Origin of the sequence: Blautia sp. AM23-13AC (assembly GCF_003435675.1) — a bacterium.
In the GTDB taxonomy this organism is placed as follows: domain Bacteria; phylum Bacillota; class Clostridia; order Lachnospirales; family Lachnospiraceae; genus Fusicatenibacter; species Fusicatenibacter saccharivorans.
Window position 1 is genome coordinate 155,530 of the sequence record NZ_QTUL01000001.1, and the last position, 26,960, is coordinate 182,489.

Annotated in this window: 26 protein-coding genes; 5 read left to right on the top strand and 21 right to left on the bottom strand. The window is 47.3% G+C overall.

Annotated features, from left to right (window positions below):
• Positions 1 to 27: 27 nt before the first annotated feature.
• The 4 genes from DW642_RS00715 to DW642_RS00730 all read right to left on the bottom strand — a co-directional run bounded on the left by DW642_RS00715 (position 28) and on the right by DW642_RS00730 (position 3,688).
• Positions 28 to 756, bottom strand: coding sequence for a YebC/PmpR family DNA-binding transcriptional regulator (locus DW642_RS00715; protein ID WP_022462571.1), 729 nt, complete (start codon positions 754 to 756; stop codon positions 28 to 30).
• Between the two features lie 137 nt (positions 757 to 893).
• On the bottom strand, positions 894 to 1,241 hold the full coding sequence (locus tag DW642_RS00720) for a type II toxin-antitoxin system PemK/MazF family toxin (protein WP_022462572.1): 348 nt from the start codon (positions 1,239 to 1,241) through the stop codon (positions 894 to 896).
• Between the two features lie 192 nt (positions 1,242 to 1,433).
• Complete coding sequence (locus DW642_RS00725) at positions 1,434 to 2,942, bottom strand: bifunctional ADP-dependent NAD(P)H-hydrate dehydratase/NAD(P)H-hydrate epimerase (protein WP_022462573.1); 1,509 nt, start codon at positions 2,940 to 2,942, stop codon at positions 1,434 to 1,436.
• 89 nt (positions 2,943 to 3,031) lie between these two features.
• On the bottom strand, positions 3,032 to 3,688 hold the full coding sequence (locus DW642_RS00730; protein ID WP_022462574.1) for a redox-sensing transcriptional repressor Rex: 657 nt from the start codon (positions 3,686 to 3,688) through the stop codon (positions 3,032 to 3,034).
• 154 nt (positions 3,689 to 3,842) lie between these two features.
• Between DW642_RS00730 and DW642_RS00735 the strand changes: the two genes are divergently transcribed.
• Positions 3,843 to 5,768, top strand: a complete 1,926-nt coding sequence (locus tag DW642_RS00735; RefSeq protein ID WP_117508975.1) for an ABC-F family ATP-binding cassette domain-containing protein — start codon at positions 3,843 to 3,845, stop codon at positions 5,766 to 5,768.
• Positions 5,769 to 5,867: 99 nt separating this feature from the next.
• Here DW642_RS00735 and DW642_RS00740 read toward each other — a convergent pair whose 3' ends face one another.
• The 4 genes from DW642_RS00740 to DW642_RS00755 all read right to left on the bottom strand — a co-directional run bounded on the left by DW642_RS00740 (position 5,868) and on the right by DW642_RS00755 (position 9,936).
• Positions 5,868 to 7,070 carry an NADP-dependent isocitrate dehydrogenase gene (locus DW642_RS00740; protein ID WP_055217983.1) on the bottom strand — a complete coding sequence of 401 codons (1,203 nt, stop codon included), beginning with the start codon at positions 7,068 to 7,070 and terminating at the stop codon, positions 5,868 to 5,870.
• A 165-nt stretch (positions 7,071 to 7,235) separates the two neighbouring features.
• The gene (locus tag DW642_RS00745; protein WP_117508976.1) at positions 7,236 to 8,081 is read right to left on the bottom strand and encodes a S8 family peptidase; all 846 of its coding nucleotides are present in this window, start codon (positions 8,079 to 8,081) and stop codon (positions 7,236 to 7,238) included.
• An 88-nt stretch (positions 8,082 to 8,169) separates the two neighbouring features.
• Positions 8,170 to 8,454: a hypothetical protein gene (locus tag DW642_RS00750; protein WP_117508977.1), complete on the bottom strand. Its 285-nt coding sequence runs from the start codon at positions 8,452 to 8,454 to the stop codon at positions 8,170 to 8,172.
• 114 nt (positions 8,455 to 8,568) lie between these two features.
• Positions 8,569 to 9,936: an MATE family efflux transporter gene (locus DW642_RS00755; protein WP_117508978.1), complete on the bottom strand. Its 1,368-nt coding sequence runs from the start codon at positions 9,934 to 9,936 to the stop codon at positions 8,569 to 8,571.
• 123 nt (positions 9,937 to 10,059) lie between these two features.
• Here DW642_RS00755 and DW642_RS00760 point away from each other — a divergent pair, with 123 nt between their 5' ends.
• Complete coding sequence (locus tag DW642_RS00760; protein WP_117508979.1) at positions 10,060 to 10,947, top strand: LysR family transcriptional regulator; 888 nt, start codon at positions 10,060 to 10,062, stop codon at positions 10,945 to 10,947.
• Here DW642_RS00760 and DW642_RS00765 read toward each other — a convergent pair.
• The 3 genes from DW642_RS00765 to DW642_RS00775 form a co-directional block, all read right to left on the bottom strand.
• Positions 10,916 to 11,410 carry a GNAT family N-acetyltransferase gene (locus DW642_RS00765; RefSeq protein WP_055267834.1) on the bottom strand — a complete coding sequence of 165 codons (495 nt, stop codon included), beginning with the start codon at positions 11,408 to 11,410 and terminating at the stop codon, positions 10,916 to 10,918. The two genes, DW642_RS00760 and DW642_RS00765, sit on opposite strands and share 32 nt — an antisense overlap.
• Before the next feature lie 78 nt (positions 11,411 to 11,488).
• Positions 11,489 to 12,712, bottom strand: a complete 1,224-nt coding sequence (locus DW642_RS00770; protein WP_055227880.1) for a M28 family metallopeptidase — start codon at positions 12,710 to 12,712, stop codon at positions 11,489 to 11,491.
• Between the two features lie 144 nt (positions 12,713 to 12,856).
• A complete protein-coding gene (locus DW642_RS00775) occupies positions 12,857 to 14,464 on the bottom strand; it encodes a spermidine synthase (RefSeq protein ID WP_055227879.1) in 1,608 nt (535 codons plus the stop codon).
• 51 nt (positions 14,465 to 14,515) lie between these two features.
• Between DW642_RS00775 and DW642_RS16720 the strand changes: the two genes are divergently transcribed.
• On the top strand, positions 14,516 to 14,590 hold the full coding sequence (locus DW642_RS16720; protein WP_373141018.1) for a DUF6783 domain-containing protein: 75 nt from the start codon (positions 14,516 to 14,518) through the stop codon (positions 14,588 to 14,590).
• Between the two features lie 38 nt (positions 14,591 to 14,628).
• On the opposite strand, the gene DW642_RS16105 is transcribed toward DW642_RS16720, so the two are convergent.
• From DW642_RS16105 to DW642_RS16115, 5 genes are all read right to left on the bottom strand, one after another.
• Entirely contained in the window at positions 14,629 to 14,892 is a 264-nt protein-coding gene (locus tag DW642_RS16105) for a hypothetical protein (protein ID WP_227093461.1), read from the bottom strand.
• Between the two features lie 155 nt (positions 14,893 to 15,047).
• Positions 15,048 to 15,581 carry a hypothetical protein gene (locus DW642_RS16110; RefSeq protein ID WP_227093459.1) on the bottom strand — a complete coding sequence of 178 codons (534 nt, stop codon included), beginning with the start codon at positions 15,579 to 15,581 and terminating at the stop codon, positions 15,048 to 15,050.
• A 105-nt stretch (positions 15,582 to 15,686) separates the two neighbouring features.
• Positions 15,687 to 17,267: an ATP-binding cassette domain-containing protein gene (locus DW642_RS00785; RefSeq protein ID WP_117508980.1), complete on the bottom strand. Its 1,581-nt coding sequence runs from the start codon at positions 17,265 to 17,267 to the stop codon at positions 15,687 to 15,689.
• A gap of 475 nt (positions 17,268 to 17,742) precedes the next feature.
• Positions 17,743 to 18,414, bottom strand: coding sequence for a DUF1638 domain-containing protein (locus DW642_RS00790; RefSeq protein WP_055227877.1), 672 nt, complete (start codon positions 18,412 to 18,414; stop codon positions 17,743 to 17,745).
• A gap of 392 nt (positions 18,415 to 18,806) precedes the next feature.
• Complete coding sequence (locus DW642_RS16115; protein ID WP_242991097.1) at positions 18,807 to 20,096, bottom strand: transposase; 1,290 nt, start codon at positions 20,094 to 20,096, stop codon at positions 18,807 to 18,809.
• Positions 20,097 to 20,299: 203 nt separating this feature from the next.
• Between DW642_RS16115 and DW642_RS16400 the strand changes: the two genes are divergently transcribed.
• Together DW642_RS16400 and DW642_RS00805 are read left to right on the top strand one after the other, a co-directional pair.
• On the top strand, positions 20,300 to 20,425 hold the full coding sequence (locus DW642_RS16400; RefSeq protein WP_256359687.1) for a hypothetical protein: 126 nt from the start codon (positions 20,300 to 20,302) through the stop codon (positions 20,423 to 20,425).
• A 59-nt stretch (positions 20,426 to 20,484) separates the two neighbouring features.
• Positions 20,485 to 20,931 (top strand): hypothetical protein, encoded by a 447-nt coding sequence (locus DW642_RS00805; protein ID WP_117760316.1) that lies wholly within the window; start codon positions 20,485 to 20,487, stop codon positions 20,929 to 20,931.
• A gap of 88 nt (positions 20,932 to 21,019) precedes the next feature.
• On the opposite strand, the gene DW642_RS00810 is transcribed toward DW642_RS00805, so the two are convergent.
• The 5 genes from DW642_RS00810 to pfkB all read right to left on the bottom strand — a co-directional run bounded on the left by DW642_RS00810 (position 21,020) and on the right by pfkB (position 26,845).
• Positions 21,020 to 21,775 (bottom strand): DeoR/GlpR family DNA-binding transcription regulator, encoded by a 756-nt coding sequence (locus tag DW642_RS00810; protein ID WP_117508982.1) that lies wholly within the window; start codon positions 21,773 to 21,775, stop codon positions 21,020 to 21,022.
• Entirely contained in the window at positions 21,769 to 23,418 is a 1,650-nt protein-coding gene (gene ptsP / locus DW642_RS00815) for a phosphoenolpyruvate--protein phosphotransferase (protein ID WP_055265171.1), read from the bottom strand. The genes DW642_RS00810 and ptsP overlap by 7 nt, the downstream gene beginning before the upstream one ends.
• Before the next feature lie 263 nt (positions 23,419 to 23,681).
• On the bottom strand, positions 23,682 to 23,939 hold the full coding sequence (locus tag DW642_RS00820; protein WP_022463097.1) for an HPr family phosphocarrier protein: 258 nt from the start codon (positions 23,937 to 23,939) through the stop codon (positions 23,682 to 23,684).
• 68 nt (positions 23,940 to 24,007) lie between these two features.
• Positions 24,008 to 25,921, bottom strand: a complete 1,914-nt coding sequence (locus DW642_RS00825; protein WP_117508983.1) for a PTS fructose transporter subunit IIABC — start codon at positions 25,919 to 25,921, stop codon at positions 24,008 to 24,010.
• A gap of 15 nt (positions 25,922 to 25,936) precedes the next feature.
• Positions 25,937 to 26,845: a 1-phosphofructokinase gene (gene pfkB / locus DW642_RS00830; RefSeq protein ID WP_055265175.1), complete on the bottom strand. Its 909-nt coding sequence runs from the start codon at positions 26,843 to 26,845 to the stop codon at positions 25,937 to 25,939.
• Positions 26,846 to 26,960: the final 115 nt, after the last annotated feature.

Consider the following 26,960-nt stretch of genomic DNA (forward strand, 5'->3'; position numbering starts at 1 on the left):
TATGATTCTATGTAATTTCCAGCGAAATTACTCGTCCAGATTGGTGTATACGTACTGTACGTCGTCGTCGTCATCCAGCAGATCCAGGGTACGGTTCAGATCTTTTAATGCCTGCGGATCGGTCAGCTCTACGTAGGTCTGTGGGATCATGGTAACGTCTGCCTCTGCCATGGCGATACCGTCTTTCTCCAGAGCCTCACGTACTGCGGAGAAGTCATCCGGATCGGTAATGATTTCGTAGCTGTCCTCTTCGTCTGCGAAGTCTTCTGCGCCTGCATCCAGAGCAAGCATCATCAGATCGTCAGCATCCATTTCGCACTCTTCTTTGTCGATGATGATCTGGCCTTTTTTGTCGAACATGTAGGATACGCATCCCGGTGTTCCAACGCTTCCGTTTCCTTTGGTGAAAGCGCTTCTTACGTTTGCTGCGGTACGGTTCTTGTTGTCGGTCAGAGTCTCTACGATGATCGCGATACCATTCGGGCCATAACCTTCGTAGGTGATACGCTCGTAGTTGTCTGCGTTTGCATCTCCGGCAGCTTTTTTAATACCGCGGTCGATGGTATCGTTCGGCATGTTGTTTGCTTTTGCTTTTGCGATAACGTCACGCAGCTTGCTGTTGTTTGCCGGATCCGGTCCGCCCTCTTTGACAGCGATTACGATCTCACGGCCGATGATGGTAAAGATTTTACCTTTTTTTGCGTCGTTTTTTTCTTTCTTATGCTTAATATTGGCAAATTTTGAATGTCCTGACATACCTCTTTTGTCTCCTTTATTTAAAGTATTACTTTTCTGTAAAAAGGTTTCCCCGAAAAACGGCAGAAGCCCATATAATATAGAATATAGCACGATCTTTCTCATTCGTCAACCGTGAACCGCGCCAAAAATACCCCTTATGTAGGCAGATCCAGGCTGATTTTCAGTGCTTCGTTCACAAGGGCCAGCTGTTCCGGCGTCAGATGACAGATTTTATCTTTCAGCCTTCTCTTATCGATCGTCCGAAGCTGTTCCAGTAAAATAACAGAATCCCGTACAATCCCATAGGCGGACGCTTCGATCTCAATGTGCGTCGGCAGCTTCGCCTTATTCATCCTCGATGTAATCGCCGCACAGATCACCGTCGGACTGTGCCGGTTGCCGATGTCATTCTGAATGATCAGCACCGGACGGACACCGCCCTGCTCACTTCCCACAACGGGCCGCAGGTCGGCATAATATACATCGCCACGCTTGATTACCACTTGTGCTCACTCTCCGATTCTTTCCGTTTTGCTTTCCCATACGATAACGATCCGGCGTTTTACGCCTTTTAAAATCGTTTCCATGTATTTAATATTGCCTGTTTTTCCGGAGGTATTCACAAATTTCATCCGGCGCTTCAAAAAAGTCCGCCCGGAGTTTTTTTGGGAACCCGTGATTCTGATCTGCTTTGCTCAGATTGACTGCAATCCTCTGATAATCTCGGATGCTGTTACATAGGAAGCACTGCTTTTTTCTTCCGCAGCCTCTCCCGCCTTTCCATGCGCATATGCCGCCAGTGCCGCTGTTTTGGCAAGGCTGATTTTTTTCTCGTTTTTTTCACACTGACGTTTTGCTGCAAAGGCGCCTGTGATTCCCGCGAGCACATCGCCGCTTCCCGCCGTCGCAAGCGCACTGCTTCCGCTTGTGTTTATGTAATACTGCTCACGCCCTTCCTCTGCTGTCACGGTTACGGAATCCTTTCGTACACAGCAGGCCTGGTATTTTTCGGCTGCCCTTCCGGCGCTTCCTGCCGGGTCACGCTGGCATTCTGCAATGGTCATGTGCAGCAGCCGTGCAAGCTCTCCTACATGAGGCGTTAAAATTTTTTCTGCCCGGCAGCCCGAAAGAATCTCTGCATCTTCTGCAATCAGGTTCAGCGCATCTGCATCCAGAACAAGAGGAACTTCTGTGTGCTGCACCGTAAAAACGAGCAGTTCTTTTGCCGTCCGGCTTTTGGAAAGTCCCGGTCCCGCAACAACAGCGTCCGCCCAGGCGAGATCCTGCAGCAGGGCTTCTTCCGGAAGCGGCTCATCCTCCTTCCAGAAATCCGCCATTGCTTCCGGCAGGGCACAGAAAAGCGGCGTACGGTTTCTTTCCTCTGTCACAACCTTTACCATGCCGGCACCGGATGCAAGGACTGCCCTGGCACACAAAACAGCGGCTCCGCACATGGCACCGGAACCGGCAAGTACCAGCACCTTTCCGAAGGTTCCCTTATTTCCCATCGGCGTGCGGGTAAGAAACCGGTCCAGATCTTCTTTTTCCACTGAACCGTACCAGGGCGTCTCCTCTTCTCCTGCATCAAAGCCGATTCCGATATCACGGACCAGGACCTCTCCGGCATATCGTTTTCCGGGATCAAAGAGAAGCCCTGGCTTTGCACAGGCAAATGTCACCGTGGCTCTGGCTTTCACCGCCGCATCAAGGACCTCTCCGGTATCCGTGTGGATCCCCGAAGGGATGTCCACGGCAAGAACAGGAACACCGCTTGCGCAGATTGCTTCCACTGCCCTCCGGTACTCCCCTGCCAGCGGACGGGATACGCCAATTCCAAAGATGGCATCTATGATAACAGTATATTCCCGGAAATCCGGATTCTTAACCTCACGGACCCCATAATTTTCCGCAATTTTCTTCTGTGCTCTCATGCCTTCACTGTATTTTTCCGGATTTCCAAGACAGAACAGTTCCGCATCCACCCCTTTCGTCTTTAAAATCCGTGCAATTGCCGCACCGTCCCCTCCATTATTTCCGGGACCGCACACAGCAAGGACTTTTCCTGTATCCCATGTTCCATTTTGAAGCTCCTCCACGCAGGACAGCGCTGCGCGCTCCATCAGTACCAGGGACGGTACCCCCATGGTTTCGATCGTATTGCGGTCTGCCTGCTTCATCTGTGCTGCTGTAAGAATCCGTTTCATCGCTTTTCCTCCTTTTCCTTCCTTATCCGGAAAGTGAACAGAAAAAGTCTCCGGTTTCCCGAAGACTCTCCTGCTTTTGTTTTGGTTTCTTAATTGTTCTTTGGATGCTCCGCCTCATATCTGGTCAGATTGTAGGAGAGACGCATCAGACTTTCGGAAAGATGGACGTTCTCGACGATCACATCTTTCGGAAGTTTTAAGTTTAGATCGGTATGTGCAAAATTCCAGATTGCTTTTACACCGTTGTCCACGAGAATCTCTGCCATCTCTACCGCTTTTGCTTTTGGCAGTGTCAAAGCCGCAATCTCTACATGGTGTTCCTTGATAAATTCCGGAAGCTCGTCCGCCATGCGGATTTCAATTCCGCGCACGGAGATTCCTTTTAATACCGGGTTGACGTCAAAAATACCGACCGTTTTGAATCCGCTTCTTTCAAAGGCCGCATAATTGGCAAGCGCCTGTCCCAGATTTCCGGCTCCGACAAAAATCATATTGTGGACTCTGTCCAGACCTAAGATTTTTCCAATCTCGCTGTACAGATACCGCACGTTATAACCATACCCCTGCTGGCCAAAGCCGCCGAAATTATTTAAGTCCTGGCGAATCTGGGAAGCTGTCACTTTCATCCGCTCGCTCAGCTCACCGGAAGAGATCCGTTCTACTCCGTCCTCCAGCAATTCGCCCAGGTAACGATAATATCTAGGAAGTCTTTTGATAACTGCCCGCGAAATTCCTTTTTCTTCCAAGATAAATTCCTCCTTATTTACACCTGCATATATTCATATTATATATGGTTGATAGAAAATTGTCAAAGATTTCTTGAAATTTTGTGTATTACTCTCTATAATAAGGATGGTGTGTTATGTCAAAATACAGAAATATGTTATCTGGAGGAACCACATGATTCTTGCATGTCAGAATATCTCGAAAGCATTCGGGACAACGGAAATTATCAAAAATGCATCTTTTCATATAGAAGAACGCGAAAAAGCCGCACTGGTCGGCATCAACGGTGCTGGAAAATCGACGCTGTTAAAAATCATCATCGGCGAAATGAGGGCCGATGAGGGAGAGGTCATCCTCTCCAAAGGAAAGACGATGGGCTATCTCGCCCAGCATCAGGATCTGACCGGACACCTTTCCATTTACCAGGAAGTGCTGACCGCGAAACAGAATCTGATCGATATGGAGGAACGCCTCCGTCAGATGGAAAGTGATATGAATACAAAATCCGGTGCAGAGCTGGATGAACTTCTTTCCACCTACACCCGCCTCTCCCATACCTTTGAACTGGAAAACGGATACGCGTACCGCAGTGAAGTCGTCGGTGTTTTAAAAGGTCTTGGCTTTTCCGAGAGCGATTTTGAAAAACAGGTGGACTCCCTCTCCGGCGGTCAGAAGACCCGCGTGGCACTTGGTAAACTGCTGCTTACCAAACCGGACATCATTCTGCTCGACGAGCCGACCAACCACCTCGATATGGACTCGATCTCCTGGCTCGAAACGTATCTTTTAAATTACAGCGGAGCCGTCCTGATCGTCTCCCATGACCGTTACTTTCTCGACCGCGTTGTCACAAAAGTCGTTGAAGTGGACAATAAAAAAGTAACAACTTTTGAGGGAAACTATACCGCCTACAGTCAGAAAAAAGCAATGCTCCGTGAAGCCGCTTACCATGCCTGGGTCAACCAGCAGCAGGAAATCCACCATCAGGAAGAAGTCATTGCAAAGCTGAAATCTTTCAACCGCGAGAAATCCATCAAACGCGCCGAGAGCCGTGAAAAAATGCTGGACAAAATGGATGTGCTGGAAAAGCCGACCGAAGTACGCTCCGATATGCGGATCCGTCTGGAACCGCGCATCACAAGCGGAAACGATGTGCTGACCGTCGAGCACCTCTCCAAAGCCTTCCCGGGACAGACGCTTTTCCAGGATCTGAATTTCGAAATCAAGCGCGGCGAGCGCGTGGCAATCATCGGAAACAACGGAACGGGAAAAACGACGATCTTAAAGATCTTAAACGAAGTCATCCGCCCGGATGCCGGCTCTTTTACACTTGGAAGCCGTGTACAGATCGGTTACTACGATCAGGAGCATCAGGTGCTCCACATGGAAAAGACCATTTTCCAGGAGATTTCCGACGCGTATCCATATCTGACAAACACCGAAATCCGAAATGTGCTGGCCGCCTTCCTGTTTACAAACGACGATGTCTTCCAACCGATTCATACCTTGAGCGGCGGTGAGCGCGGACGAATTTCCCTTGCCAAGCTGATGCTCTCGAACGCCAACTTCCTGATCCTCGACGAGCCGACCAACCACCTCGATATCGTCTCTAAAGAGATTCTGGAAAATGCACTGAAGGACTACACCGGAACGGTGCTATATGTCTCCCACGATCGTTATTTTATTAACCAGACCGCAACCCGGATTCTGGAGCTGACGGGACAGACACTCGTCAACTATATCGGAAATTACGATTACTATCTGGAGAAAAAAGAAGAGCTGACCCGCATCTATGCTCCTGCTGCCGATGCCGCCGCTCCGGAAGAAACAGCGGCTCCTTCCGAAGCCTCCTCCACAAAGCTGGACTGGAAAGCGCAGAAAGAAGAACAGGCACGTCTCCGCAAGAAAGAAAACGAGCTGAAAAAGACGGAGAAACGAATTGAAGAGCTTGAGACACGCGATTCGGAAATTGATGAGGAAATGTCGAAACCGGAAGTCGCAACGAATGTGGCAGAGTGTGTGAAATTAAGCAAAGAGAAAGCAGAGATTGCCGCGGAACTCGAAGAGCTGTATGAAAAATGGGAAGAGCTTGCCGAATAGGCCTGGTTTTCCCCGGAAAAATTCAAAACAGAAAAAGCCGGTCCGGCGCATCCCTTTTTGCGGGAATGCCGGATCGGCTTTCTTTTTTGCTTCGTTTAATTATTTCTCCAGCTCCTCGCGGATGGCCAGGATGAAATCACGGCTGTTTAATACGGTCGGATTTTCCATGGTGGTGATCAGCGCAAGGTCTTTTGTCATTTTTCCACTCTCGATCGTTGCGATCGTTGCTTTTTCCAGACGGTCTGCAAATGCGGAAAGTTCTGCGTTTCCATCCATTTCCCCGCGTTTTCTGAGTGCGCCGGTCCATGCAAAAATGGTGGCCACGGAGTTGGTGGATGTCTCCTCACCTTTTAAGTGACGGTAATAGTGGCGCTGTACGGTTCCGTGCGCAGCCTCGTACTCGTAATATCCGTGCGGGGATACGAGAACAGAAGTCATCATCGCAAGGGAACCGAAGGCGGAGGATACCATGTCGCTCATGACATCGCCGTCGTAGTTCTTGCAGGCCCAGATAAAGCCGCCCTCTGCTTTCATGATGCGGGCAACGGCGTCGTCGATCAGAGTGTAGAAGTAGGTAATGCCTGCTTCTGCAAATTTCTCTTTGTACTCTGCATCGAAGATCTCCTGGAAGATATCCTTGAAGCGGTGATCATACTTCTTGGAAATCGTATCCTTGCTTGCAAACCACAGATCCTGTTTCGTGGACAGTGCGTACTCGAAACAGCTTCTCGCAAAGCTTTCTATGGAGTTATCCAGATTGTGCATGCCCTGAATGACACCGGCGCCGGTGAAGTTGTGGATCAGCTCTCTTGTCTCGGTGCCGTCCTCAGCCGTATAAACCAGCTCTGCTTTTCCCGGTCCCGGAATGCGCATTTCTGCATTTTTATAGACATCTCCGTATGCATGACGGGCAATCGTGATCGGTTTTTTCCAGTTGCGCACGCACGGCTCGATGCCTTTTACGACAATCGGGGTACGGAAAACGGTTCCGTCGAGCATGGCACGGATCGTTCCGTTCGGGCTCTTCCACATTTCTTTCAGATTGTACTCGGTCATACGCGCTGCATTCGGCGTAATGGTGGCACATTTGACTGCTACACCGTATTTCTTGGTAGCGTTTGCGGAATCTACGGTTACCTGATCGTTCGTCTCGTTTCTGTGTTCCAGTCCCAGATCGTAATATTCCGTTTTCAGGTCAATAAACGGGAGAAGCAGCTCATCTTTGATCATTTTCCAGAGAATTCTGGTCATCTCATCTCCATCCATCTCTACCAGAGGAGTGGTCATCTGAATTTTTTCCATAGTAGGCCTCCTTTTTCTATTCACGTTTATTGTATAAAGTATCCTATAGCTTGTCAAGTCAAAATTCGCCTGATTTTTTGGCATTTTCCCATAAATTCACACAATTTTTGCAGGATGAGAGGTGTTTTCCTTCATTTTTCTTTTTTTATGCTGCCGCACAGTGTCTCACAGAAGAGACAGAAAACGGTCTGTTTGAAGCATCCCATGCCCCTGACGGTTGCGCGGAAGGCCAAGGTCTCTCGCCGATTCGCAAAGCAGCATTTTCGCCTGGACATTTGTAAGATCCGGAACCCGTTCAAGTGCCAAAGCCACGGCTCCGGACACCCGCGGTGCCGCCATCGAGGTGCCGCTCTTCACCACATATTCCTTCCTGCTTCTTCCAGGCGCGCAGGAAATGAGACGTTTTCCAGGCGCGACAAGATCCGGTTTGCAGACGCAGTCCCGTGTCGGGCCGCATCCGGAGATTCCTCTTCTTGGCTCCAGCAGATCGCCCGCTCCCACGGTGATCACTTTTCTGCTGTTCCCCGGCGCCGTAATACTGCCCGGAGCGGGCCCCAGATTTCCGGCCGCTGTCACAACAGTGATCCCGTCATCCCAGGCGCGCTCCACCGCCTGTACTAGCAGATCATCCACCGTTTTTTCCTGCTCTGTTGTTCCCACTGAAATATTTAAAATGCGGATATTAAGTCTTATTCGCTCTTTGCACACCCAGTCAATCGCCGCGAGGATATCCTGCTTTCTTCCATTTCCCCTTCGGTCCAGAATCTTCACTACGACAAACCGGCATCCCGGTGCCGCACCCTGGTATTTTCCGCCGGACGCTCTTCCACTTCCGCCAAGGATACCACAGACATGCGTTCCGTGTCCATTGTCATCGTAAGGCGTCTCCCGCCCGTACACAAGATCCCGGAAGGCTACAATCCGGCCGTCAAAATCCATATGGGGAAAAATCCCTGTATCCAGCACGGCGGCTGTAATTCCTTTTCCTGTCAGATTTTCCTGCTCTTTCATCCATAAGCCCCTGTGTATTCTTATCTTATGGTATGCAAAAAAGGCTGCCTTTCGCAAAGAACAGCCTTTTTGTTTTTCTTTTCTATACTTAAAACTGAATCTGCTTTTCCCCTTTCCGTTTCCAGAGAGCTGCTGCAAGCGGGATGCCGCAGAGCTCAGCCAGGACAAAGGCGCCCCATATCAGATTCAGGTTTCCAAATCCTTTGAGAAGAAATGCAAACACCAGCGGCAGAATCGCCTGGCGTGTCATGGATATGTACATACTTTCTTTTCCAAGGGAAAGTCCCTGCAACGCCGCCTGATAGATCAGGCCTGGAATCGAAAGCAGATAGGCCACTGCCAGAATGCGGAGCGCCGGGACTCCAATGCGCATCAGATTGTCCGAGGCATCATATTGTATGTATGGCAATAAAAAACAGGAAGATATCTGCCAAAACCGTTTCGGTAAAGATCTTCCTGTCCTTTTTTCAGAAACTTTTCAAAAACATTACTTCTGCTGCTCCATTCGCTTCAATTCCGGCAGAACCAGAATCAGCATGGTGATAAAGCAGAGACTTCCGCCGATTACGTTTGATACCGGTTCGGCAAGGAAGACACCGTCCGTTCCCATGTGGAGTACGTACGGCATCAGATAGGTGAGCGGTACAACAATGAAGACTTTTCGGAGCAGGGAGAAAAAGATCGCCTGTTTCTTTTTATTCAGAGATTTGAATACGGTCTGTCCAATGTACTGCAGATCCATGAAAATGAATGCTGCAAAGTACTGCTTCAGAGCCGGAACCGCATCTGCGGTCAGTACCGCATCCGAACTGAAAATACCGATCAGCGCATGCGGCGCCAGAACAATCACGCTCCACATCACTGCGGTATAGCCGAGGATCATCGCACTCATGACACACATCGCCTTGCGCACGCGGGCCGGACGGCGTGCACCGTAATTATAGCTCAAAATTGGAGAAGTTCCCTCATTCATTGCATAGATCGGTGTCTCGACGAGCTGACGCACGCTCGATACGATCGTCATAACAGAGATGTAAATATCACCGCCGGTCACAGAAAGTACATTGTTGCAGCAGATCGTGACAAGGCTGTTGGTCAGCTGCATGATAAATCCGGCGGTACCGAGACTGACAATATTTTTCGCATAGCCTGCACACTCAGAAATTTCATCTTTCCGCACAAAGCGCACTTTCAGTTCCGATTTCCGGGTCAGGAAATACAGAACGAACACGGCGGAAAGTGTCTGGGAAATCACAGTTGCAATCGCAGCCCCCTGCACACCAAAACCAAATACAAAGATAAACAGCGGGTCAAGCAGCAGGTTTGCGACCGCTCCGATCGTGACGGAAAGCATGCCAACGGTCGAATAGCCCTGCGCGTTGATGAACGGGTTCATGCCGGTTGCCACCATCGACGGCAAAGTTCCGATCAGATAAATCATCATATAAGGATACGCGTATACCATCGCATCTGCCGATGCACCGAACAGCGACAGCAGTGGACGAGCAAACAAAAAGCCGATCACCATCAGTATGACAGCACAGACACATACCATGGAATACGACGTATTCATAATACGTTCCGCCTTTTTTTGATCATTCTTTCCACTCTCAATCGAAAACAGCGGAGCGCCGCCGCTTCCAAACAAGTTGCTGAATGCTGTGATGATAACGATCAGCGGAAAGCACAGACCGACTGCACCGAGTGCCGCCGTTCCTACCTCCGGGATCCGCGCGATGTAGACGCGGTCTACAATATTGTACAGCAGACTCAAAATCTGAGCAACCAGCATCGGGAGCGCTGCCCCGAAGATGTTTCCGGTTACGGTTCCATGTTCGAAATCAATTCGTTTCATTTGTTCCCTCATTCCCTTCTTTTTCACTTGCTTTTCAGTATAGCATGGCGTATTCTATATGTAAATTATTGTTTTTATATTGAAATTGAATAATTTTTATATAGTTTTTTCAGGAGGATTTTTATGGAACTTCGACAACTCGAATACTTCCGCGCCATCGTGGACGCGGGAACCATCAGCGGGGCGGCACGGGTGCTGCATATGACACAGCCGCCGTTAAGTTATCAGATCAAAATGCTGGAGGAAGAGCTTCAGGTGCCTCTTCTCATCCGCGGTACAAAGAAAATCACCCTGACCGAGGCAGGAAAAACACTGTATGAACAGGCAGGAACGCTTCTGATGCTTGCGGATCTCACCAGGCGCGAAGTCGTAAAATCCAGTCAGTCTGCGACACTCCACATCGGCATGACGCCATCCACCGTTTCGCTGCTCGCCGACTATCTCCTGCGATTTTCCCGGAAATACCCGCACATCCATTTTGATGTCCACGAGGGTTCTACCTTTGCTTTAAAAGACCAGCTCGAAAATCACATGGTGGATCTCACCACGCTCCGCACGCCAATCGTTTTAAATGGTTGCGAGACGAAGACCCTTTTAAAAGAGAGCATCACCGCCATGGCACTCCCTTCTCACCCGCTTTTTGCCGGGCGTGAAACCCTTTCGCTTACGGAACTTGCCGAGCAGCCGCTGATTCTGTCGAACCGCTACCGGAAATACATGCTCTCCGCTTTCGAGCAGGCGGGTCTGTTCTGCGATATCTATCTCACCTGCGAGGACGCCCGCACGGCAATGACAATGGCAGAAAAAGGCCTTGGCATCGCTCTTCTGCCGGCCTCCATGCTGAATCTTACCCATAAATTAAAGGCCTGCACCATCACAGATGCAGACCTTACAACCGAAATCCTGCTTGCCTGGCGCAAGGGGCGCCTTCCGTCTGAACTTCGGGCTTTTCTGGAATTGTGGGATGAAAATGACTCCCTCAATAATCAAATTCATGTTCCCCAACCGTAATCGTCTGCGTCAGTTTTTCATTCAGATACGGTTTACGAATCTCAATTAGATTCAGAACGGTGTAACCACGCTTTCCCAAAAATTCAATCATCCTGTGGTTATTGGGATGGACATAGTTGTAAACCGTATCGTTTCCATAAGAAGCTGCAATTTCTTCTGCCTTGCCATGCAGTGCGGCAGCAACTCCCTGCCGGCGGTACTCTTCTCTGACAAAGATGGATTCCACCCACACCACCTCGCTCTCAATACGACAGACAACATAACCTGCGTATTCGCCATGCACCGTGGCGGCAAACACTGGAAATCCTGCTAAAAGGTATTCCTTCATTTCTTCCCGTCCGTCTTCCACGTTCGGTTTTGATGCAATTCCTTTATAGGAACGCAGTTCTACTCGAAACAGCGCAACCATTTCTGCAAGGGCATCGTTTACCTGCCTGATTTCTACCAGTTCTATTTTTTTCATGGTTTCTCTCTCCTGCCACTGTCGTTCTTTTTCCTATTTGCAATTCGTCTCGCTGCTCATATCCGTGATCGAAGTATATCAGGCTTCTTTTCTCTTGCGAAACAAATATTCATCCAATTGTTTCCGAATCGTTTCCGGTATTTCTCTTGCCACCGGGCAGACCGCTGCGTTTGCGAATCTTCCGGTAAATACTGTCAGGAAATCAATATCTTTTTGCAGCTGCTCCATCGACATCACATCTTTGACATCGTAGCGGCAGTGAATCGGGGCGACATTTCCGTTGGCAATACGCGCAAACGAAACAGCCGGAACCCCATGATCGGCAAATGGTGTGGAATCACTGGAATAGACGCCGTTTTCTGCCGCAATTGGAAATCCAACTTCTGCAGCCATATAGCTGATGTAATGGGTAAGCTTTTCTTCTGCCGATACACAGGCGATAAATTTTCCCATATACGTTCCGATCATGTCCAGATTGATGTTCAGTACTGTTTGTCTCAGTTCTTTTTCATGATCTCTGACATACGCTTTTGATCCTAAAAGTCCTCTTTCTTCGCTTCCGCAGAATACAAACCGAAGACCATAATTCAGCTCTTTCCCTTTCATCTGCTCCATGATTCCAAGAAGCCCTGCGCATCCGCTCATGTTGTCATATGCACCATGCGAAAGCGATGTCGTATCATAATGCGCGCTTAAAACGATCCATTCTTCTCTTTTTCCCGGCAATTCTGCAATCACATTATGGGATTCTCCATCGTATTCCTTCTGCCGGATTTCCAGACGGATCTGTTTTACTTTATTTTTCACAAGTTCTACTGCCTGTGCGGAGTGAATCATAGCGCAGAGCACTTTCTTTTCCTCTCCGACAACGGCTTCCCGAAGATCTCTCTGATCAATGTCTGTATGTGGGTAATAGCTGTTTCCATATTGGAACAGAATCGCTTTCGCGCCTGCTTTCATCAAATCCTGGTACGCAAAAAATCCGATTCCCTGCGTATCCATCAGCACAATTTTATCTTTTGCACCGGCAACGGAAACCGGATCGGTTCCCGGCATATAGTAGAGTTCGCCTTCCACGCTTCCGCTTCCGCAGCATGTGAGCGCTTTGCATGGAATTCCCATCCCGTCTGCATACAAATGTGCCTCTTCGATTTCGCCCATTGCAACGCGGAAACTTTCCAGTTCTGCCGGGACTCCTAATGTCTCGCACTGCTCCTTTAAATAATTTGCAACCTGCAATTCTTCTTTTGTGCCGCTTGCATGCACAAAATCTGTCTGGTCAAAAATAGATTGTAATTTCATTATATTTACCTTCCCTTTCTTCCTTTAGTCAAGCGGATATTCGCAATCCGCTTTCGCTACTTGCTCATAACCAAAATCGAAATCCCATTTGTAAGCGCAAGCCAGATTTTCATGATTTACGCTTTTCCATGTTGCGCCCAAATATCAGAGAGACTCCATCAACCCTTTGATTCCCCGTTCTTTATAGATATCTTTATAGTATTGGACCTCATCTTTAATCAATTCATCGATCACCTGCATGCCAAGCAGTTCCACCGGCGCCTGGTCATCTGTGAGGATATAATTTCCTTTTTGATATTCTGTAAGATTTGAAGCAACTTCCTGCATCATATTTTTCAGATTTGCATTTGTAAGTTCGCCTGTATGCTTCGTCAGATTCTTTCCGATGTCCGGATCGTCCGACGCAAAGAGTTCCCGGTTGGATGATCCCGCCACATCGACGATAACCTCGGTAGTAAAGACACTTCCAATCGTATCTGAAAGGTACTGATTGATGTTTCCCTCTTTCGTTCCTCGCATATTCATATTTACCACCATGACGCCATCGTCCTTCAGATGCGATTTCACCAGCGCAAAGAACTCTTTCGAGGACATCTGGAATGGAATTGTGATGTCCTGATATGCATCAACCATAATCACATCATATGCTTTCTGCGAGGCGTTTAAAAACGCTCTTCCATCGTAAGTAGTCACCGGAACATCCTCTGAGAGTGAGAAATATTTCCGAGAGAGATCCGTGATCTTCTCATCAATTTCTACGCCTTCGATATTCATGTCCCCAAAATATTTCCTGCACTGTGTGGCGTAGGTTCCCGTACCCATGCCAAGGATCAGCACATCCATCTGATCTGTCGGCTTGTCTTTGAGCATAAGCGGCGCCGCCATCGCATAATCATAGTACATTCCGGTCAGTTCATCCTGCTTCATATAGACAGACTGTACGCCAAACAGAACATTGGTAGACAATGCTACTCTCTCATCATTTTCGTACACCTGAAGATAGTTGTATACAGACTCTCCCTCATATGTCAGGTTGTTTTCCCAGAATGCGAAGGAATCGGAATAACCTGTTCCACAGCAGAACGCGAAAATAAGTACCGATGCAATCACTTTCTTTTTCCCTGCTTTTTCCATCACAAAATACACGATGGATAACGCAAGTAAAATTCCCGCAAAGATCAGAAAAGTGATCGATGTTCCAACCGCAGGGATCGTAACAAACGTCGGCACAAAGGTACCAATAATGCTGCCGATCGTATTGAATGCTCCCAGTGTTCCCACCGTTTTTCCGTTATCATCCAGATTGCTCACCGAATATTTGACCAGCGACGGAGTTACCGTACCCAGTAAAAATAACGGGAACACAAAAATTACCATACAGGCCACAAACGCAGCCAGGATCAGAAAATTGTTATTTACGGAAAAAATCAGAACCGCAGAAATGCCAACAATGATATATTTTCCGACCACGGGAATTAACGCAATCCATAAAGCAGCTACGATGATACGTCCATAGAGCTTGTCCGGATTGGGCGACTTGTCCGCCGTTCTGCCTCCATAGATATTTCCCAGTGCCATAGCAATCATGATGGTTCCGATGATGATCGTCCATACAATCTGTGAAGAACTAAAATACGGGGCAAGCAGCCTGCTCGCACCAAGTTCTACCGCCATCACAGACATTCCGGAAAAAAATTCTGTCAGATACAAAAATAACTTGTTTTTTAAGATGCCACGATTTTTTCTTTCCATGTCGACTCCTTTTTTATTTTATCTTTTTGCTGCCATCATGCCGGCAAAAGAGTGAAACATACCGCAAAATGGAACGCACAGAATGCGGAAATGATTTTTCAAACGCGCTCTACTATCATACTATAGACTTCTTTGGAATTTTGCAATATATTTTTCCATGACTCTTAATGTCCAAACAGCCATCCCATAATTTTTTCATCCCGACAGAACAGATAACCGCCTCCGTGCTGATAAGTCACTTTCGTTCCTGCAAAGTAATTTTTCTCTTTTATATCCAGTACCAGCAAATTGTCTATTTCGGATTTTGCTAAACCCTGCTCTGCATACAGCTCATATAAAATCTGATACGCTTCTTTAAACGGTTCTGATCCATAATATTCATCACTTTCGCCAATCACAAAATAGACCGGTGTTTTTGCCTCTGTCACCGGTTCATATACTCCATCCCATTTGGAGCTGCACATGAGCGCTGCAGTAAACAGTTCCGGCTTTTTTCCCAGGATCAGCGCCAGCGTTTCTCCTCCGCCGGAATAGCCGTTACTATATACTTTTCCGGATTGATCTTATAATTCTCAAGAAGATACTACGTCAGCTCGATTGCCTGATCCGCGGATGTCTCACCCCAGTCATTTAACTGCGGTGCTACGATAATTATCTCCGAATTGTATTTTTGTGCCTCAAAACCAAAATCCTCTGTCCTGATATTTTCCCCCACACCTTGAAAGTACAGTCCCTGATAGCCGGGCAGTGTTACATATAATGCATATTCTTTTGTTCCGTCATAAGAATCCGGAATATATACATTATAATGAATATCCCCCTCCTGCTCCGAATGCAGGACACAATCCAGGATAAATCCCCGGTATTTCTCACTTCCTATGGTAACATTTTCCACTTTTTCCGGTTCTGCTGCCCCTTCTGATGCTGCTGTTCTTTCTGTTTCTTCCAGCTCTGTCATTTCTTCTGTATCCTTTGAATCCTCTATCTGTTCAGATCCCGCTGCCGGAACATCCATATTCCTTTTTCCAGCGCTTTTAAAAAACTGTCTGGATAGCAGAAGCGATATAGCAAAAATAGCAAAGCAAACCGTAATCAGCATTATTTTTCTTTTTGTCATAATGTGAATTCCTCCTTTTTTTACTATTTTTAATCATAGCAAAACGAGACCTCCATAAGAAGTCTCGTTTTTTTTCAGTCATAACCTTTCCGTTTATTCTTCTGGTCAAAGCTCTACCACTTTCGTTGCCAGCTTTTTGGCAAACCTTGCATCATGCTCCACGATCAGCATCGTTGGCTGGAACTGCGCAATCAGTTTCTCAATCTGCATCCGTGAAAATACATCAATATAATTCAGCGGTTCATCCCACAGATAGAGATACGCAGGTGTTAAAAGGCTGGCAGCAATCAATACTTTTTTCTTCTGTCCCTCGGAAAATTCCTCCATGTTTTTTACAAACTGTTCTCTGTCCAGATCCAGGCTGCGCAACATGGAAAGGAGCATTGGCTCATCAATTTCCTGCTTTTTGGCAAATTCTTTCAGCGTTCCGGACAGATGCGAGGTATCCTGGTTGATATAGGAAATAACGAGATTTGAGGCAATCGAACAGGTACCCGTTGCCATTATATTTTCGCCGGAAAGATTTTCGCATCCGGACATCGTAATTTTCCGCTTTTCGATTCCGCCATTGGAAGAATTTTGCAGGTTCTGCGTCAGAATATACTTGATCAGGCTGGATTTTCCACAGCCATTTTTTCCTTTCAGAAAAACACGGTCTCCTTGTTTCAGTTCAAAATTCAATCCGGTGATCACATGTTCTTTTCCATCCCGATATTTTAAGGAAAAATCCCTGCATTCGATCAGCCGTTCTTTGTAATGGGAAAGCGGCATAATCTTTAAATCTTTTACCGTTTCGATATCTTTTAACAGCCCTTCCTTTTTCTCGATCTCCCGGTCCATTCTCTCCTCGTACGCTTTGACGCGCGACTGCATTTTCTTCGTCTTTGCTCCGATATACGATCGTGTCGATATCGATCTGTCATGTTCTTTGGCTGGATCATACCCAATCTTGGTATTTTCATTTTTTTCTGCCCAGCGCGAAGAACGGTCGGCGGCTGCCTTTAGTTTTCCAATTTCTTTTACATGTTTTTCATGTTCCATTCTGGCGAAGTTGTCTGCTTTTTCCTTATTTTCCCACCAGCTGGAAAAATTGCCGCTCTGCACTTCGATCGAGGCCCGGTTTAAAACCAGCACATGATCGATACAGGCGTCCAGCAGATCCCTGTCGTGGGATACCAGAATAAATCCTTTTTTTGACGCCAGATATTTTTTGATAATCTCTCTGGCGTCCTGATCCAAATGGTTGGTGGGTTCATCGATCAGCAGAAAATCATTTTCACCGGAAAAAAGGACTGCAAGCATGACCCTGGTCCGCTCCCCAAAGCTTAACGTACCAAATGGTCTGTACAAAAGTTCTGCGTCCATATCCACTTTTTCCAATTCACAAAGAACTCTCCAGCTCTCTACTCCCGCTTTCCAGTCTTCCATCAGCTCCGCTGCTGTCCGTTCCAGATCTTTTTGTTTCACCGGATACGGAAAATAATCGAAGACAACCGATCGGGTGATCGCTCCCTGGTATTCGTATTTTCCCAGGAGTAACTGAAGAAACGTTGTCTTTCCCTTTCCGTTTCTTCCCACAAAACCAAGCTTCCAGCTAGTGTCGATTGAAAACGATACATTTTCAAAGATTGTATCATAACTTCCTTCATACCCAAAGGTTAGATTACTGACATTGATCTGTGCCATAAAAACTCCCTTCTGCCTGTTTTTCTTTTTCTCACGGCATAAAAAATTCTGCCTAGAGTATTTAAAAAGCGAGCCCGCTTTGCGTACGCAAAACAGACCCGCATCCTAAACAGACACAGCGTGCATGGCACTGGTGTCGGAACATAACGAATCGTCTAAGTATCTAATTTAAGCGTACACAAAATAACCCGTTTCAAACAGGTCTTACCAAAATACAATTGTGTTTTCCAGCTTAAATTATTTCAGATACATTCCCTCACCTTTACACGTTCATGTTCTTTCTTTTTTCTATTCATGCTTTAAAGCGTCTTCGAAAAGCATTTTTCAAATATGCTCTATGCATAGTTGGACAATATCACAGATTTGCTGATCTGTCAATGCCAAACTAATTTCTCAGCATCTTTCCATTTTACATAAAAATAGTACAAGACCTTCCAAAAATGCCAGATCTCTGGGCTGGAACATCCTTTTCCACTCAGAAAAAATCCCCATGCCGGATCAAATGCCCGGGTTCAGCTACCAGAAACTGCTCATCCCATTCTCCCGACACCAGTTTTTCCAGGATTCGGTTACTTCCCTGCACATAGTCCAACGCTGCATGAATCATATCTGCATTTTTCTGCGCCTGCTCCGCATACGCAAGTTCATAACAATCATTATACCCGGTATCAATGATATCCAGAAAATAATACTGGTCAAACCACATGTGGAACAACGTTTCTTCATCTAGTCCCTGAAATTCCTTGGATGCTTTCCGATAATCTTTCAATAGTGATAACACAGAAAATTTTTCGGGCTCATCCTCATAAAGATACAGATGCCCGCTCTCCTTGCGGTTGGGGATGTACCGGTCATCTGTGGCTAAAAGCAGGGACACACAATCATCTACTCTTGGAATCACAGTCCTTACCTGTGCCCGCACCTGGTCCCAAACTCCTCCGCAAAATCCCATGGCAGCCAGAATCGTATCCGGCTTCCTTTTTCTTTTTTCCAGTTCCTGCCAGATCACCGTTTTCATAGTCGCCGGCTCTACGTGATAGATCCGGTCAATGACTATAATCGGATAATTGGTATGCATCTTCTCCTGTGCCCGTTTCACATAACGTTCCAGCGAACTGCAAGTCAAAATGACGGTTTCTTTTTCCATATTCGTGCTCCTCGTACAATATATAAAAATTGATTTATCTGCGTCGTTTACCGTAAGTTTTTCTTTCTATGTTATACTACAATAGTTTTGATGTTGGGGTCAAAACCATAAATAACTTTGTCCTCTATTTCTATAAAGAGTTTTCTGAAATTCAATGCTGCTATCTTGGAACCGAAAAAGAACTTGCCCCGCTGTTTCCCACGAGGTATCTTTTCCAAGTGGTAATTCTTGCGTATATTCGATGGAACAGTTTCCACTCCATTACGCAGCCTTGCATAATTTTTGAATTCTTTGCTATTCATGTTCCGTTGGATTTTCGCACGTTCATGCGCTGCTTTGGATGTTACTATTTTTGCAACCTTCTTAAAGATCTTCGGCTTGCATTGATCCTGCTACGGACAGTTGGCACACTGCTCATGCAGAGAGGAAACGGCACACTGATTGCTTGGTTTCATATAAGAACAGCTTTTCGGTGCATGGCCGGCTGGACATCGGAGGACTTTTGTTCCCTCTTCGTTGAATTCAAAATCAGCAAGGATATACGGAGCCGGTTTCCCCGTCAGACTTGTGGTAATCAGTTCTACGTTTTTATGAGCTGCAAGTTGTGTGTTTTCTGTTCCACTATATGCTCCATCCGTGACTATAACAGTCCGTTCTTCCTGGTTATCCATCTGCGCAAGGTGCTCCTGGATAAACTGACTGTCACTATGGTTGTTTTGCTCATACTGGTACTCTGTTACAACAGAACCATCGGCTCCAACGGATTCTTCAAGATTAGCAGCATATCCTCGATGCTCTTTTCCTGCTTTATTCCGGAATGTCGCTTCAGGGTCAGAAGGATTCTGCAGCATGGTTGATTTCATGCCGCCGTCTTCTTTCGTGCGGAGTCTTCGGTTTTCATTTTCAACAATGGTCTGTTCTGACAGGCATCTGACAAACAGATCATACTCTGTTGAATCATTGTAATCAGACTCACACAGGGCAAGAAGTTTATCCGCATCCGTTAAGAGTTGCTTCATGCGCTCATCTGCATCGGTACTGCGCTGATGATAAATCACTCTGTTAAAATCGTTAGGATCGATATAATGTTTTAAATCGTCAGACAGAACGGAACCATTGATTTTATTCACATACATCGCCAGCTTTACAATGCAGGTGTATATCAGTTCCATTCGGCTGAGCCTGCGGACGTTGGATTCGATCATCATGGAATCCATACGTCTGACTTTACCGCTGATTCCCATCAGTTTTGCAATGGAAGCACTTAAATCTTTCACACAATCATGGTAAAGATCCTTGTTGTGAAGTGTTTCATAATCATAGCACCTCTTGCGGAAACGGCTTAAGGTCTTGTCACTCAAAGGCTGTTCTTCAAAACTTGTTGTGTGCAGTGCGTACTGAATTCGAAAATCCAGCATAAGATTTTCGACCATCTCGTCATCGGAATAATCAAAAAGCTCTTTGATAATGAGCGCACCAACAATCACGTTGACCGGAGTATTCGGTCTGGATGCCTTATCGCTGTATAAGACAGAAAAACGCTTTTCATCAATGGCAGGAAATATTTCATCGGCAAAGACTTTTGCCCAGGATTTTTCCAATGCTTTTTGTTCTCTGGCAGTTAATCCAGAAAAACTATCTGTAAATGACATTTGCTGGTAAGTATTTTCTTTGAATGACATAGAGATTGCCTTCTTTCCTACTAAGATATCTCTATTATACAGCAAGTAAACCATTTAGGCTTGTATTTACTACAAAATATATGAACTTTTCAAGGTACTATAGAGGGGCTTTTGACCCCAACATCATAGTTTTAAAATAATATAAAGCAAACGGATAAAAATATTTTCTCCGTCATAAACTTCAAAAAGAGAGGGAAAAACTTATGATTTTTTATTTTACCGGAACTGGTAATTCGCTTTGGGCTGCAAAAGAAATTGGAAAAGAGCTGAATCAGCCTGTTGAGAATATTATAAAACAGAAAGCAATTTTTTCTGCAAAAACGATATAATCGGTTTTGTCTTTCCCACCTACATGAGCGATCTGCCATGGATTGTAAAAGAATTTTTATTGAAGTTAACGGTCAATCCTGACTGCTATACTTTTGTCGTCATGACTTCTAACAATGGAAAAAGCGGAAATTCTTTTGTCAGCCTAAGTCAGGCACTTTCCCGCAGCGGTGCAAACCTGTCGGCTGTCTTTGATCTGCAGATGCCAGGCAACTGTTTAATCAGCTCAGAGCAGGAAAATCTGGAACGACTGAAAAAAGCACCGGAACGGTTAAAATCTATCATATCTTTTATAAAAGAACAAAAAACAAACTTTACATCTGACGGAAGTCTGCCAAAAGAAGATTTTGTTACTGCATCGTATTTTTATGGAGGACATTCCTGTGCAGCCTGTTATGCCTGTCTTCACTGGTGTCCCAAGAATGCTACCCTGCTTAAAGTTCCATTTTTGAAACATCGTCCGCAGTATCATCATCCAGATGTAACGCTGGCGGAAATCAAAGAATAAGTCTGTAAACGGCGCCCCGGTCCTGCATCCAAATGATCTGCAGGGCCGGGGCGCTTTGCAATTTATGTGCGTGTAAGATGTTGGCTTTTTATTTTCGCTCCGTCTCGCATACGATGATATGTTTGCTCTTCTCATACCCGGGAACTTTCCGGTCCGTGATAAAAATCGGTTTTTCAAAGTCTGCGAAGGTAACGGAACTGATGCTGTTAAATTTGCTTGCGTCACAGAGGACGTAGCACTGGCGGCACTGCTCCATGGCGGTCTTTTTGATTACTGCTTCATTGACATCCGGCGTTGTGCAGCCGCTTCTTCTTGTGACACCGTTGGTGCCGAAAAAGCCTTTGGTGAAATGATACTCCTGGATCGTGCGGATTGCCTGGTTTCCGACGACGGCTTCTGTGGAGCTTTTGAGCTCGCCGCCTACCAGAATGACCTTAAACCCGCGTGATGCCAGCCGCTGTGCGTGGGCAACGGCGTTTGTCACGAAAACGGCGGAGGTTGCCCGGATGAAATCGATCATATGCGCCGTTGTCGTTCCCGCGTCGAGAAAGACGAAATCGTCCGGCTCGATGAGGGATGCCGCATATTCTGCGATTTTCCGTTTGGCATCGCAGTTCAGCTCATTTTTCTGTGCAACGGTGTACTCGTGTGCCGTCACCTTCTGGCCGGCTTCCACGGCGCCGCCGAATACCTTTTCCAGCTTGCCCTCCTTGTCGAGCGCTGTGATATCGCGGCGTACCGTGGACTCCGATGTATCGAGAAGATCCCGGACTTCCGTCACGGTGATGCTTCCCTTTTCTTTTAACAGTTTCAAAATTATCTCATGTCTCTGCTGTGTTAACATTTCTTTCCTGCCTTATATTCTGCCACGTTTGTTTCCAGAATGATCTTGCGGAGCGGAAGGATGCTTCCCGGAGAAACGGAAAGTTCATCTACGCCCATCGCAAGGAACTCTTTTGTCAGCTCCTGGTCAGCGCCGAGTTCGCCGCAGATACCGGCCCAGATGCCGGCTTTGTGTGCATTCTCCACAACCATCTGAATCATGCGCAGGATCGCCGGGTGATGCGGATCAAAGAACGGATCCAGCTTTGTGTTCTGGCGGTCGATCGCGAGGGTGTACTGACTGAGGTCGTTCGTTCCGATACTGAAGAAATCAACCTCTTTTGCCAGCTCATCGCTGATGATGGCAGCCGCCGGGGTCTCGATCATGATACCCTGCTCTGGATTTCCGTACTCAATGCCCTGCTCAGCAAGAGAAGCTTTTACTTCCTCCACAATCGCTTTGATCTGGCGAACCTCGCCGACACTTGTGATCATTGGATACATAATGGCAATTTTTCCATATGCGCTTGCGCGGAACAGCGCGCGAAGCTGTGTCTTGAAGATCTCCGGCCGCGTCAGGCAGATGCGGATCGCACGGCAGCCAAGTGCCGGATTCTCCTCTTTTTCCATCTCGAAATAATCGCACTGTTTATCGGCACCGATATCGAGGGTACGGATGATGACGCGTTTTCCCGCCATCGTCTCTGCTGCCTGTTTGTAGATACGGAACTGCTCCTCCTCTGTTGGATAGTGATCCTGCTCAAGATAGATAAACTCGCTTCGGAACAGGCCGATGCCGCCCGCGTCGTTCTGCATGACAGCCGCAAGGTCTTTGATGTTTCCAATATTAGCATACAGCAGAATTTTCTGTCCGTCCAGTGTAATATTTTCTTTTCCCTTTAAGGTGAGGAGCAGTTTTTTCTTTTCCTCCTCCTCGGTGCGACGCTTCTGCATGGCAGCAAGAGTCTCCTCGTCCGGATCAACATAGATGGTTCCATCGGATCCGTCCACGATGCCGAGCTTTCCGTCTACGCTCTCATCCAGCGGAAGCGGTGTTCCGACCAGTGCCGGAATCGCCATGGTTCTTGCAAGGATAGCGGTGTGGGAATTTAAAGAACCGTGTACGGTAACAAAAGAAAGAACTTTGTCCTTATCCATCTGTACCGTCTCAGACGGCGCAAGGTCATCTGCCACGATGATCGCCGGTTCGTCGTTTAAGGATGCGTCGGTGTCGTCTCCGTTTAAGATGGAGATCAGACGCTCGGAAATATCCTTTACGTCTGCCGCGCGCTCTCTCATGTAATCATCGTCCATGGCAGAAAACATCTGCGCAAAGTTGTCGCCTGTCGTTGCAACGGCATACTCAGCGTTGACGCCCTGGCTCTTGATAATATTCTCGACGGACTCGTTGTAGCCGTCGTCCTCCATCATCATCTGATGTACCTCGAAGATCGCTGCATTGGCCTCGCCAACCTCTTTGCATGCTTTTTCATACAGAACGCCAAGCTGTGCGATTCCTTTTGCCTTTGCTTCCTCAAACCGTGCCATCTCCGCATCCGGATTTTCTACTTTCACACGTTTTACCTGACGCTCATTCTTTTTGTATACGCGGATCTTTCCGATCGCAATGCCGGAAAATACGCTTTTTCCCTGATAAATCTGCATAAGTTTTCTCCACCTTTGTTCTCGATATCCGAATTTTCTGTCCAGACAGCCGGAGCGTGTTTAAAAAGGATTTCTTAGTTTCAGAAAGTTTTTCAAACACGCTCCTGCCGATTACTATATTGTAATTCTCCAGAGCCCCATCTCAATTCCGCTTACGCTCCATTTCGATGTGGCTTCTCGCCATATGGAATTCCAGAAAAAAGCACTCATTCATGCAAGCATGATTCGCACTTTTTTCTTCCATTCCGCATGGCTCTGTAGAATTACAAGTTCTCTTTCATGAAATTGCTGATTGCTTCGTATGCAGCATCTTCATCTGCTCCATCGAAGGTCAGGGTAACTTCTTCGCCCTGTTTTACAGCCAGTCCCATGATGCCGAAGATGGCTTTGCAGTTCATGGCTTTTCCGTCTTTTGCGATCTTGATATCACAGGAAAATTCTTTGACTGCTTTTACCAGCATTCCTGCCGGACGAGCGTGGATTCCTTCTGGATCTGTTACAACATACTTAAATTCTTTCATGATTTTTTCCTCCCATAGGATCTTTGATATTTTTATTTTACTTTGTTTTCTGCCTTTTTTCTACTCTTTTATGCAACTTTTTTCTTTAAAACTCCAAGCAGAACTGCGGATACCACTGTTCCGATGACAACTGCCACCAGATAAAGCAGCGCATTTCCCATAACCGGTACAACGAAGATGCCGCCGTGCGGTGCCATTAAGGTACAGCCAAATGCCATGGAGAGCGCACCTGCGAGGCCAGAGCCGATGATGCAGGCCGGAAGAACGTGGATCGGGTCTGCTGCTGCGAATGGAATCGCACCCTCAGTGATGAAGGCGAGTCCCATGATGAAGTTGGTCGGACCGGATTCTCTTTCTTCTTTTGTAAATTTATCTTTGAACAGCAGGGTTGCAAGTGCAATCGCACACGGAGGAACCATACCGCCGATCATAACGGATGCCATAATGTCGTAGTTTCCTGCTGCGATGGCTGCTGTTCCGAATACGTAAGCTGCTTTGTTGAACGGGCCGCCCATGTCGATGGCCATCATGCCGCCGAGGATCATGCCAAGGATCAGCTTGCTGGATCCGCCCATGGAAGCAAGACCATTGTTCAGTACCGTGTTGACGGTTCCCATGATCGGCTCTACAATGAAGAGTATCAGAAGTCCCATCGCAAGGATGCCGACTACCGGGTAAATCAGAACCGGCGCAATCTTTTCGAGTGCTTCCGGAAGTTTCTCACATGCTTTGCGGAGGCCAAGGATAATGTAGCCTGCTGCAAAACCGGCAACGAGTGCTCCAAGGAAACCGGAGGTTCCGCTCGATGCCATCATACCGCCGACAAAACCAAGGGCAAGTGCCGGCCGGTCGCCGATTGCCATGGCGATGTAGCCTGCAAGAACCGGGAGCATGAAGCCGAATGCCACGCCGCCGATCTGTTTGAACATCGCTGCAGCCGGGGTAATCGTACCGAAGTTTGATCTGGCTGCGGCATCAAGGGAGTTCATATCAACAAGAAGTCCGTCGATCAGGAATGCGATTGCGATCAGAATACCGCCGCCGACAACGAACGGAAGCATATGGGAAACACCATTCATCAGCTGGGTGTACAGCTGGTGGCCGATACCGCCGCTGTTCTTCTTCGTGCTTGCTGCGGCTGTCTGCGCATTGCCGCTCTTGTAAACCGGTGCGTTTCCGGACATCGCAAGCTCGATCAGCTCATCTGCTTTGCTGATACCGTCGGATACCTGGCGCTGAATGACTTTCTTTCCGTCGAAACGATCCATCGGAACCTGTGCGTCGGCTGCAACGATGATGCAGTCCGCATCGGCGATTTCCTGTGCAGTCAGCACGTTTTTCGCTCCGCCGGAGCCTCGTGTCTCGACTTTTACGAAGCATCCTTTTGCTTTCGCTGCTTTCTCGATTCCCTCGGCTGCCATGTAAGTGTGGGCAATACCGGTCGGGCAGGAAGTAACGGCGAGAATCTTCACCTGATTTTCTTTTGCTTCCACCGGCTCTGCAAGACGCTCATCTACGCTCTTTTTCTCTTCATCGGCGCGGTCGATAATGGCAAGGAACTCTTCCGGTGTCCTTGCGTTTCGAAGGCTCTTGGTGAACTCTTCATCCATCAGCATCATGGAAAGTTTACTTAAGACATCGAGGTGAACGTTGTCTTTTGTGTTCGGCGCTGCGATGAGGAACAGCAGGGTGACCGGCTCTCCATCGAGAGAATCAAAATCAACGCCGTTCGGGATCACCATGGCTGCAAGGCCCGGTTTGTTTACTGCATCACATTTTCCGTGCGGAATCGCAATTCCCTCTCCGATTCCTGTGGTGCTCTCTTCTTCTCTTGCGTAAACCTGTGCACGGTACGCATCTTCGTCTGTGATCTTTCCGCTTTTGACCATCAGCGCTACGGCTGCATCAAGCGTTTCCTGTTTGCTTTTCGGTGCGGCATCCAGCGCAATACTGCGGATGTCCAGCAACTCTGTGATTCTCATGAGACGTCCTCCCTTTTATTTTGTAATCTGTTCGTAGACAGATGCAATTTCCTCCCGGGTTGCAAGGTTTTCAGAAAAAGCACTTGCACTTCCCGCTGCGATTCCCATATGGAACGCATGGAGGTAATCTTCTTTTTCCATGTAGCCTGCCATGAATCCGGCTACCATCGAGTCTCCTGCGCCGACGCCGTTGATAAGCTTTCCTTTCGGGGCCGGAGCTTCAAAGACCTCACCGGATGCGGCAACGAGAACGGCTCCTTCGCCTGCCATGGAAACCAGAACGTTCTGTGCGCCCTTTTTCTGCAGCTGTTTTGCATACGGAACAACCGACTCTCTTGTCTTTAATTCCACACCGAAAATCTCGCCGAGTTCGTGATTGTTCGGTTTGATGAGGAACGGGTGGTACGGCAGAACCTTCATCAGCAGATCACGGGTCGCGTCTACGACGATGCGGATGCCCTTGCTGTCGAGCATTTCCATAATTTTCTGATAGGCATCATCTGCCATGGATGACGGGATGCTGCCTGCGAGGAAGAGAACGTCGCCCTCGCCGAGTGCGGAAAGCTGTTTCATCAGCTCTTCCACTTTTTTCTCCGGGATTTCGGGTCCCTGTCCGTTGATCTCAGTTCCGTCAATGCTCTTTAATTTGACGTTGATGCGGGAATATCCTTCTTCCAGCCAGATGCAGCCGTTTTTAATTCCCATCTGGTCGAGCCGTCCCGCGATTTCTTTTCCGGTAAAGCCTGCCAGAAATCCGAGCGCTGTGCTCTCAATTCCAAGGTTTCCAAGTACGGTCGATACGTTGATTCCTTTTCCGCCCGGAAGCATCAGCTCGGAGCTTGTGCGGTTGGTAAGGCCGAGCTTGAAGTCTTCCACCGATACAATGTAGTCCAGAGACGGATTGAATGTCACTGTGTAAATCATATTTCCCTCCTGCTTTATTTTGATCGTGTTTGCTTTGATAAGATTATCATATCGTCATATTCATTCAAAATCATTCATTAATATTTCATGAATTTTCCCTTCTCTTTTTATCACA

What these genes read in the sequence shown, in the direction of transcription:
- DW642_RS00715 (WP_022462571.1), bottom strand. Translation starts at nt 756, where the DNA reads ATGTCAGGACATTCAAAATTTGCCAATATTAAGCATAAGAAAGAAAAA.
- DW642_RS00725 (WP_022462573.1), bottom strand. Translation starts at nt 2,942, where the DNA reads ATGAAACGGATTCTTACAGCAGCACAGATGAAGCAGGCAGACCGCAAT.
- DW642_RS00735 (WP_117508975.1), top strand. Translation starts at nt 3,843, where the DNA reads ATGATTCTTGCATGTCAGAATATCTCGAAAGCATTCGGGACAACGGAA.
- DW642_RS00740 (WP_055217983.1), bottom strand. Translation starts at nt 7,070, where the DNA reads ATGGAAAAAATTCAGATGACCACTCCTCTGGTAGAGATGGATGGAGAT.
- DW642_RS00745 (WP_117508976.1), bottom strand. Translation starts at nt 8,081, where the DNA reads ATGAAAGAGCAGGAAAATCTGACAGGAAAAGGAATTACAGCCGCCGTG.
- DW642_RS00750 (WP_117508977.1), bottom strand. Translation starts at nt 8,454, where the DNA reads ATGCGCATTGGAGTCCCGGCGCTCCGCATTCTGGCAGTGGCCTATCTG.
- DW642_RS00755 (WP_117508978.1), bottom strand. Translation starts at nt 9,936, where the DNA reads ATGAAACGAATTGATTTCGAACATGGAACCGTAACCGGAAACATCTTC.
- DW642_RS00760 (WP_117508979.1), top strand. Translation starts at nt 10,060, where the DNA reads ATGGAACTTCGACAACTCGAATACTTCCGCGCCATCGTGGACGCGGGA.
- DW642_RS00765 (WP_055267834.1), bottom strand. Translation starts at nt 11,410, where the DNA reads ATGAAAAAAATAGAACTGGTAGAAATCAGGCAGGTAAACGATGCCCTT.
- DW642_RS00770 (WP_055227880.1), bottom strand. Translation starts at nt 12,712, where the DNA reads ATGAAATTACAATCTATTTTTGACCAGACAGATTTTGTGCATGCAAGC.
- DW642_RS00775 (WP_055227879.1), bottom strand. Translation starts at nt 14,464, where the DNA reads ATGGAAAGAAAAAATCGTGGCATCTTAAAAAACAAGTTATTTTTGTAT.
- DW642_RS16110 (WP_227093459.1), bottom strand. Translation starts at nt 15,581, where the DNA reads ATGACAAAAAGAAAAATAATGCTGATTACGGTTTGCTTTGCTATTTTT.
- DW642_RS00785 (WP_117508980.1), bottom strand. Translation starts at nt 17,267, where the DNA reads ATGGCACAGATCAATGTCAGTAATCTAACCTTTGGGTATGAAGGAAGT.
- DW642_RS00790 (WP_055227877.1), bottom strand. Translation starts at nt 18,414, where the DNA reads ATGGAAAAAGAAACCGTCATTTTGACTTGCAGTTCGCTGGAACGTTAT.
- DW642_RS16115 (WP_242991097.1), bottom strand. Translation starts at nt 20,096, where the DNA reads ATGTCATTCAAAGAAAATACTTACCAGCAAATGTCATTTACAGATAGT.
- DW642_RS16400 (WP_256359687.1), top strand. Translation starts at nt 20,300, where the DNA reads ATGATTTTTTATTTTACCGGAACTGGTAATTCGCTTTGGGCTGCAAAA.
- DW642_RS00810 (WP_117508982.1), bottom strand. Translation starts at nt 21,775, where the DNA reads ATGTTAACACAGCAGAGACATGAGATAATTTTGAAACTGTTAAAAGAA.
- ptsP (WP_055265171.1), bottom strand. Translation starts at nt 23,418, where the DNA reads ATGCAGATTTATCAGGGAAAAAGCGTATTTTCCGGCATTGCGATCGGA.
- DW642_RS00820 (WP_022463097.1), bottom strand. Translation starts at nt 23,939, where the DNA reads ATGAAAGAATTTAAGTATGTTGTAACAGATCCAGAAGGAATCCACGCT.
- DW642_RS00825 (WP_117508983.1), bottom strand. Translation starts at nt 25,921, where the DNA reads ATGAGAATCACAGAGTTGCTGGACATCCGCAGTATTGCGCTGGATGCC.
- pfkB (WP_055265175.1), bottom strand. Translation starts at nt 26,845, where the DNA reads ATGATTTACACAGTGACATTCAATCCGTCTCTGGACTACATTGTATCG.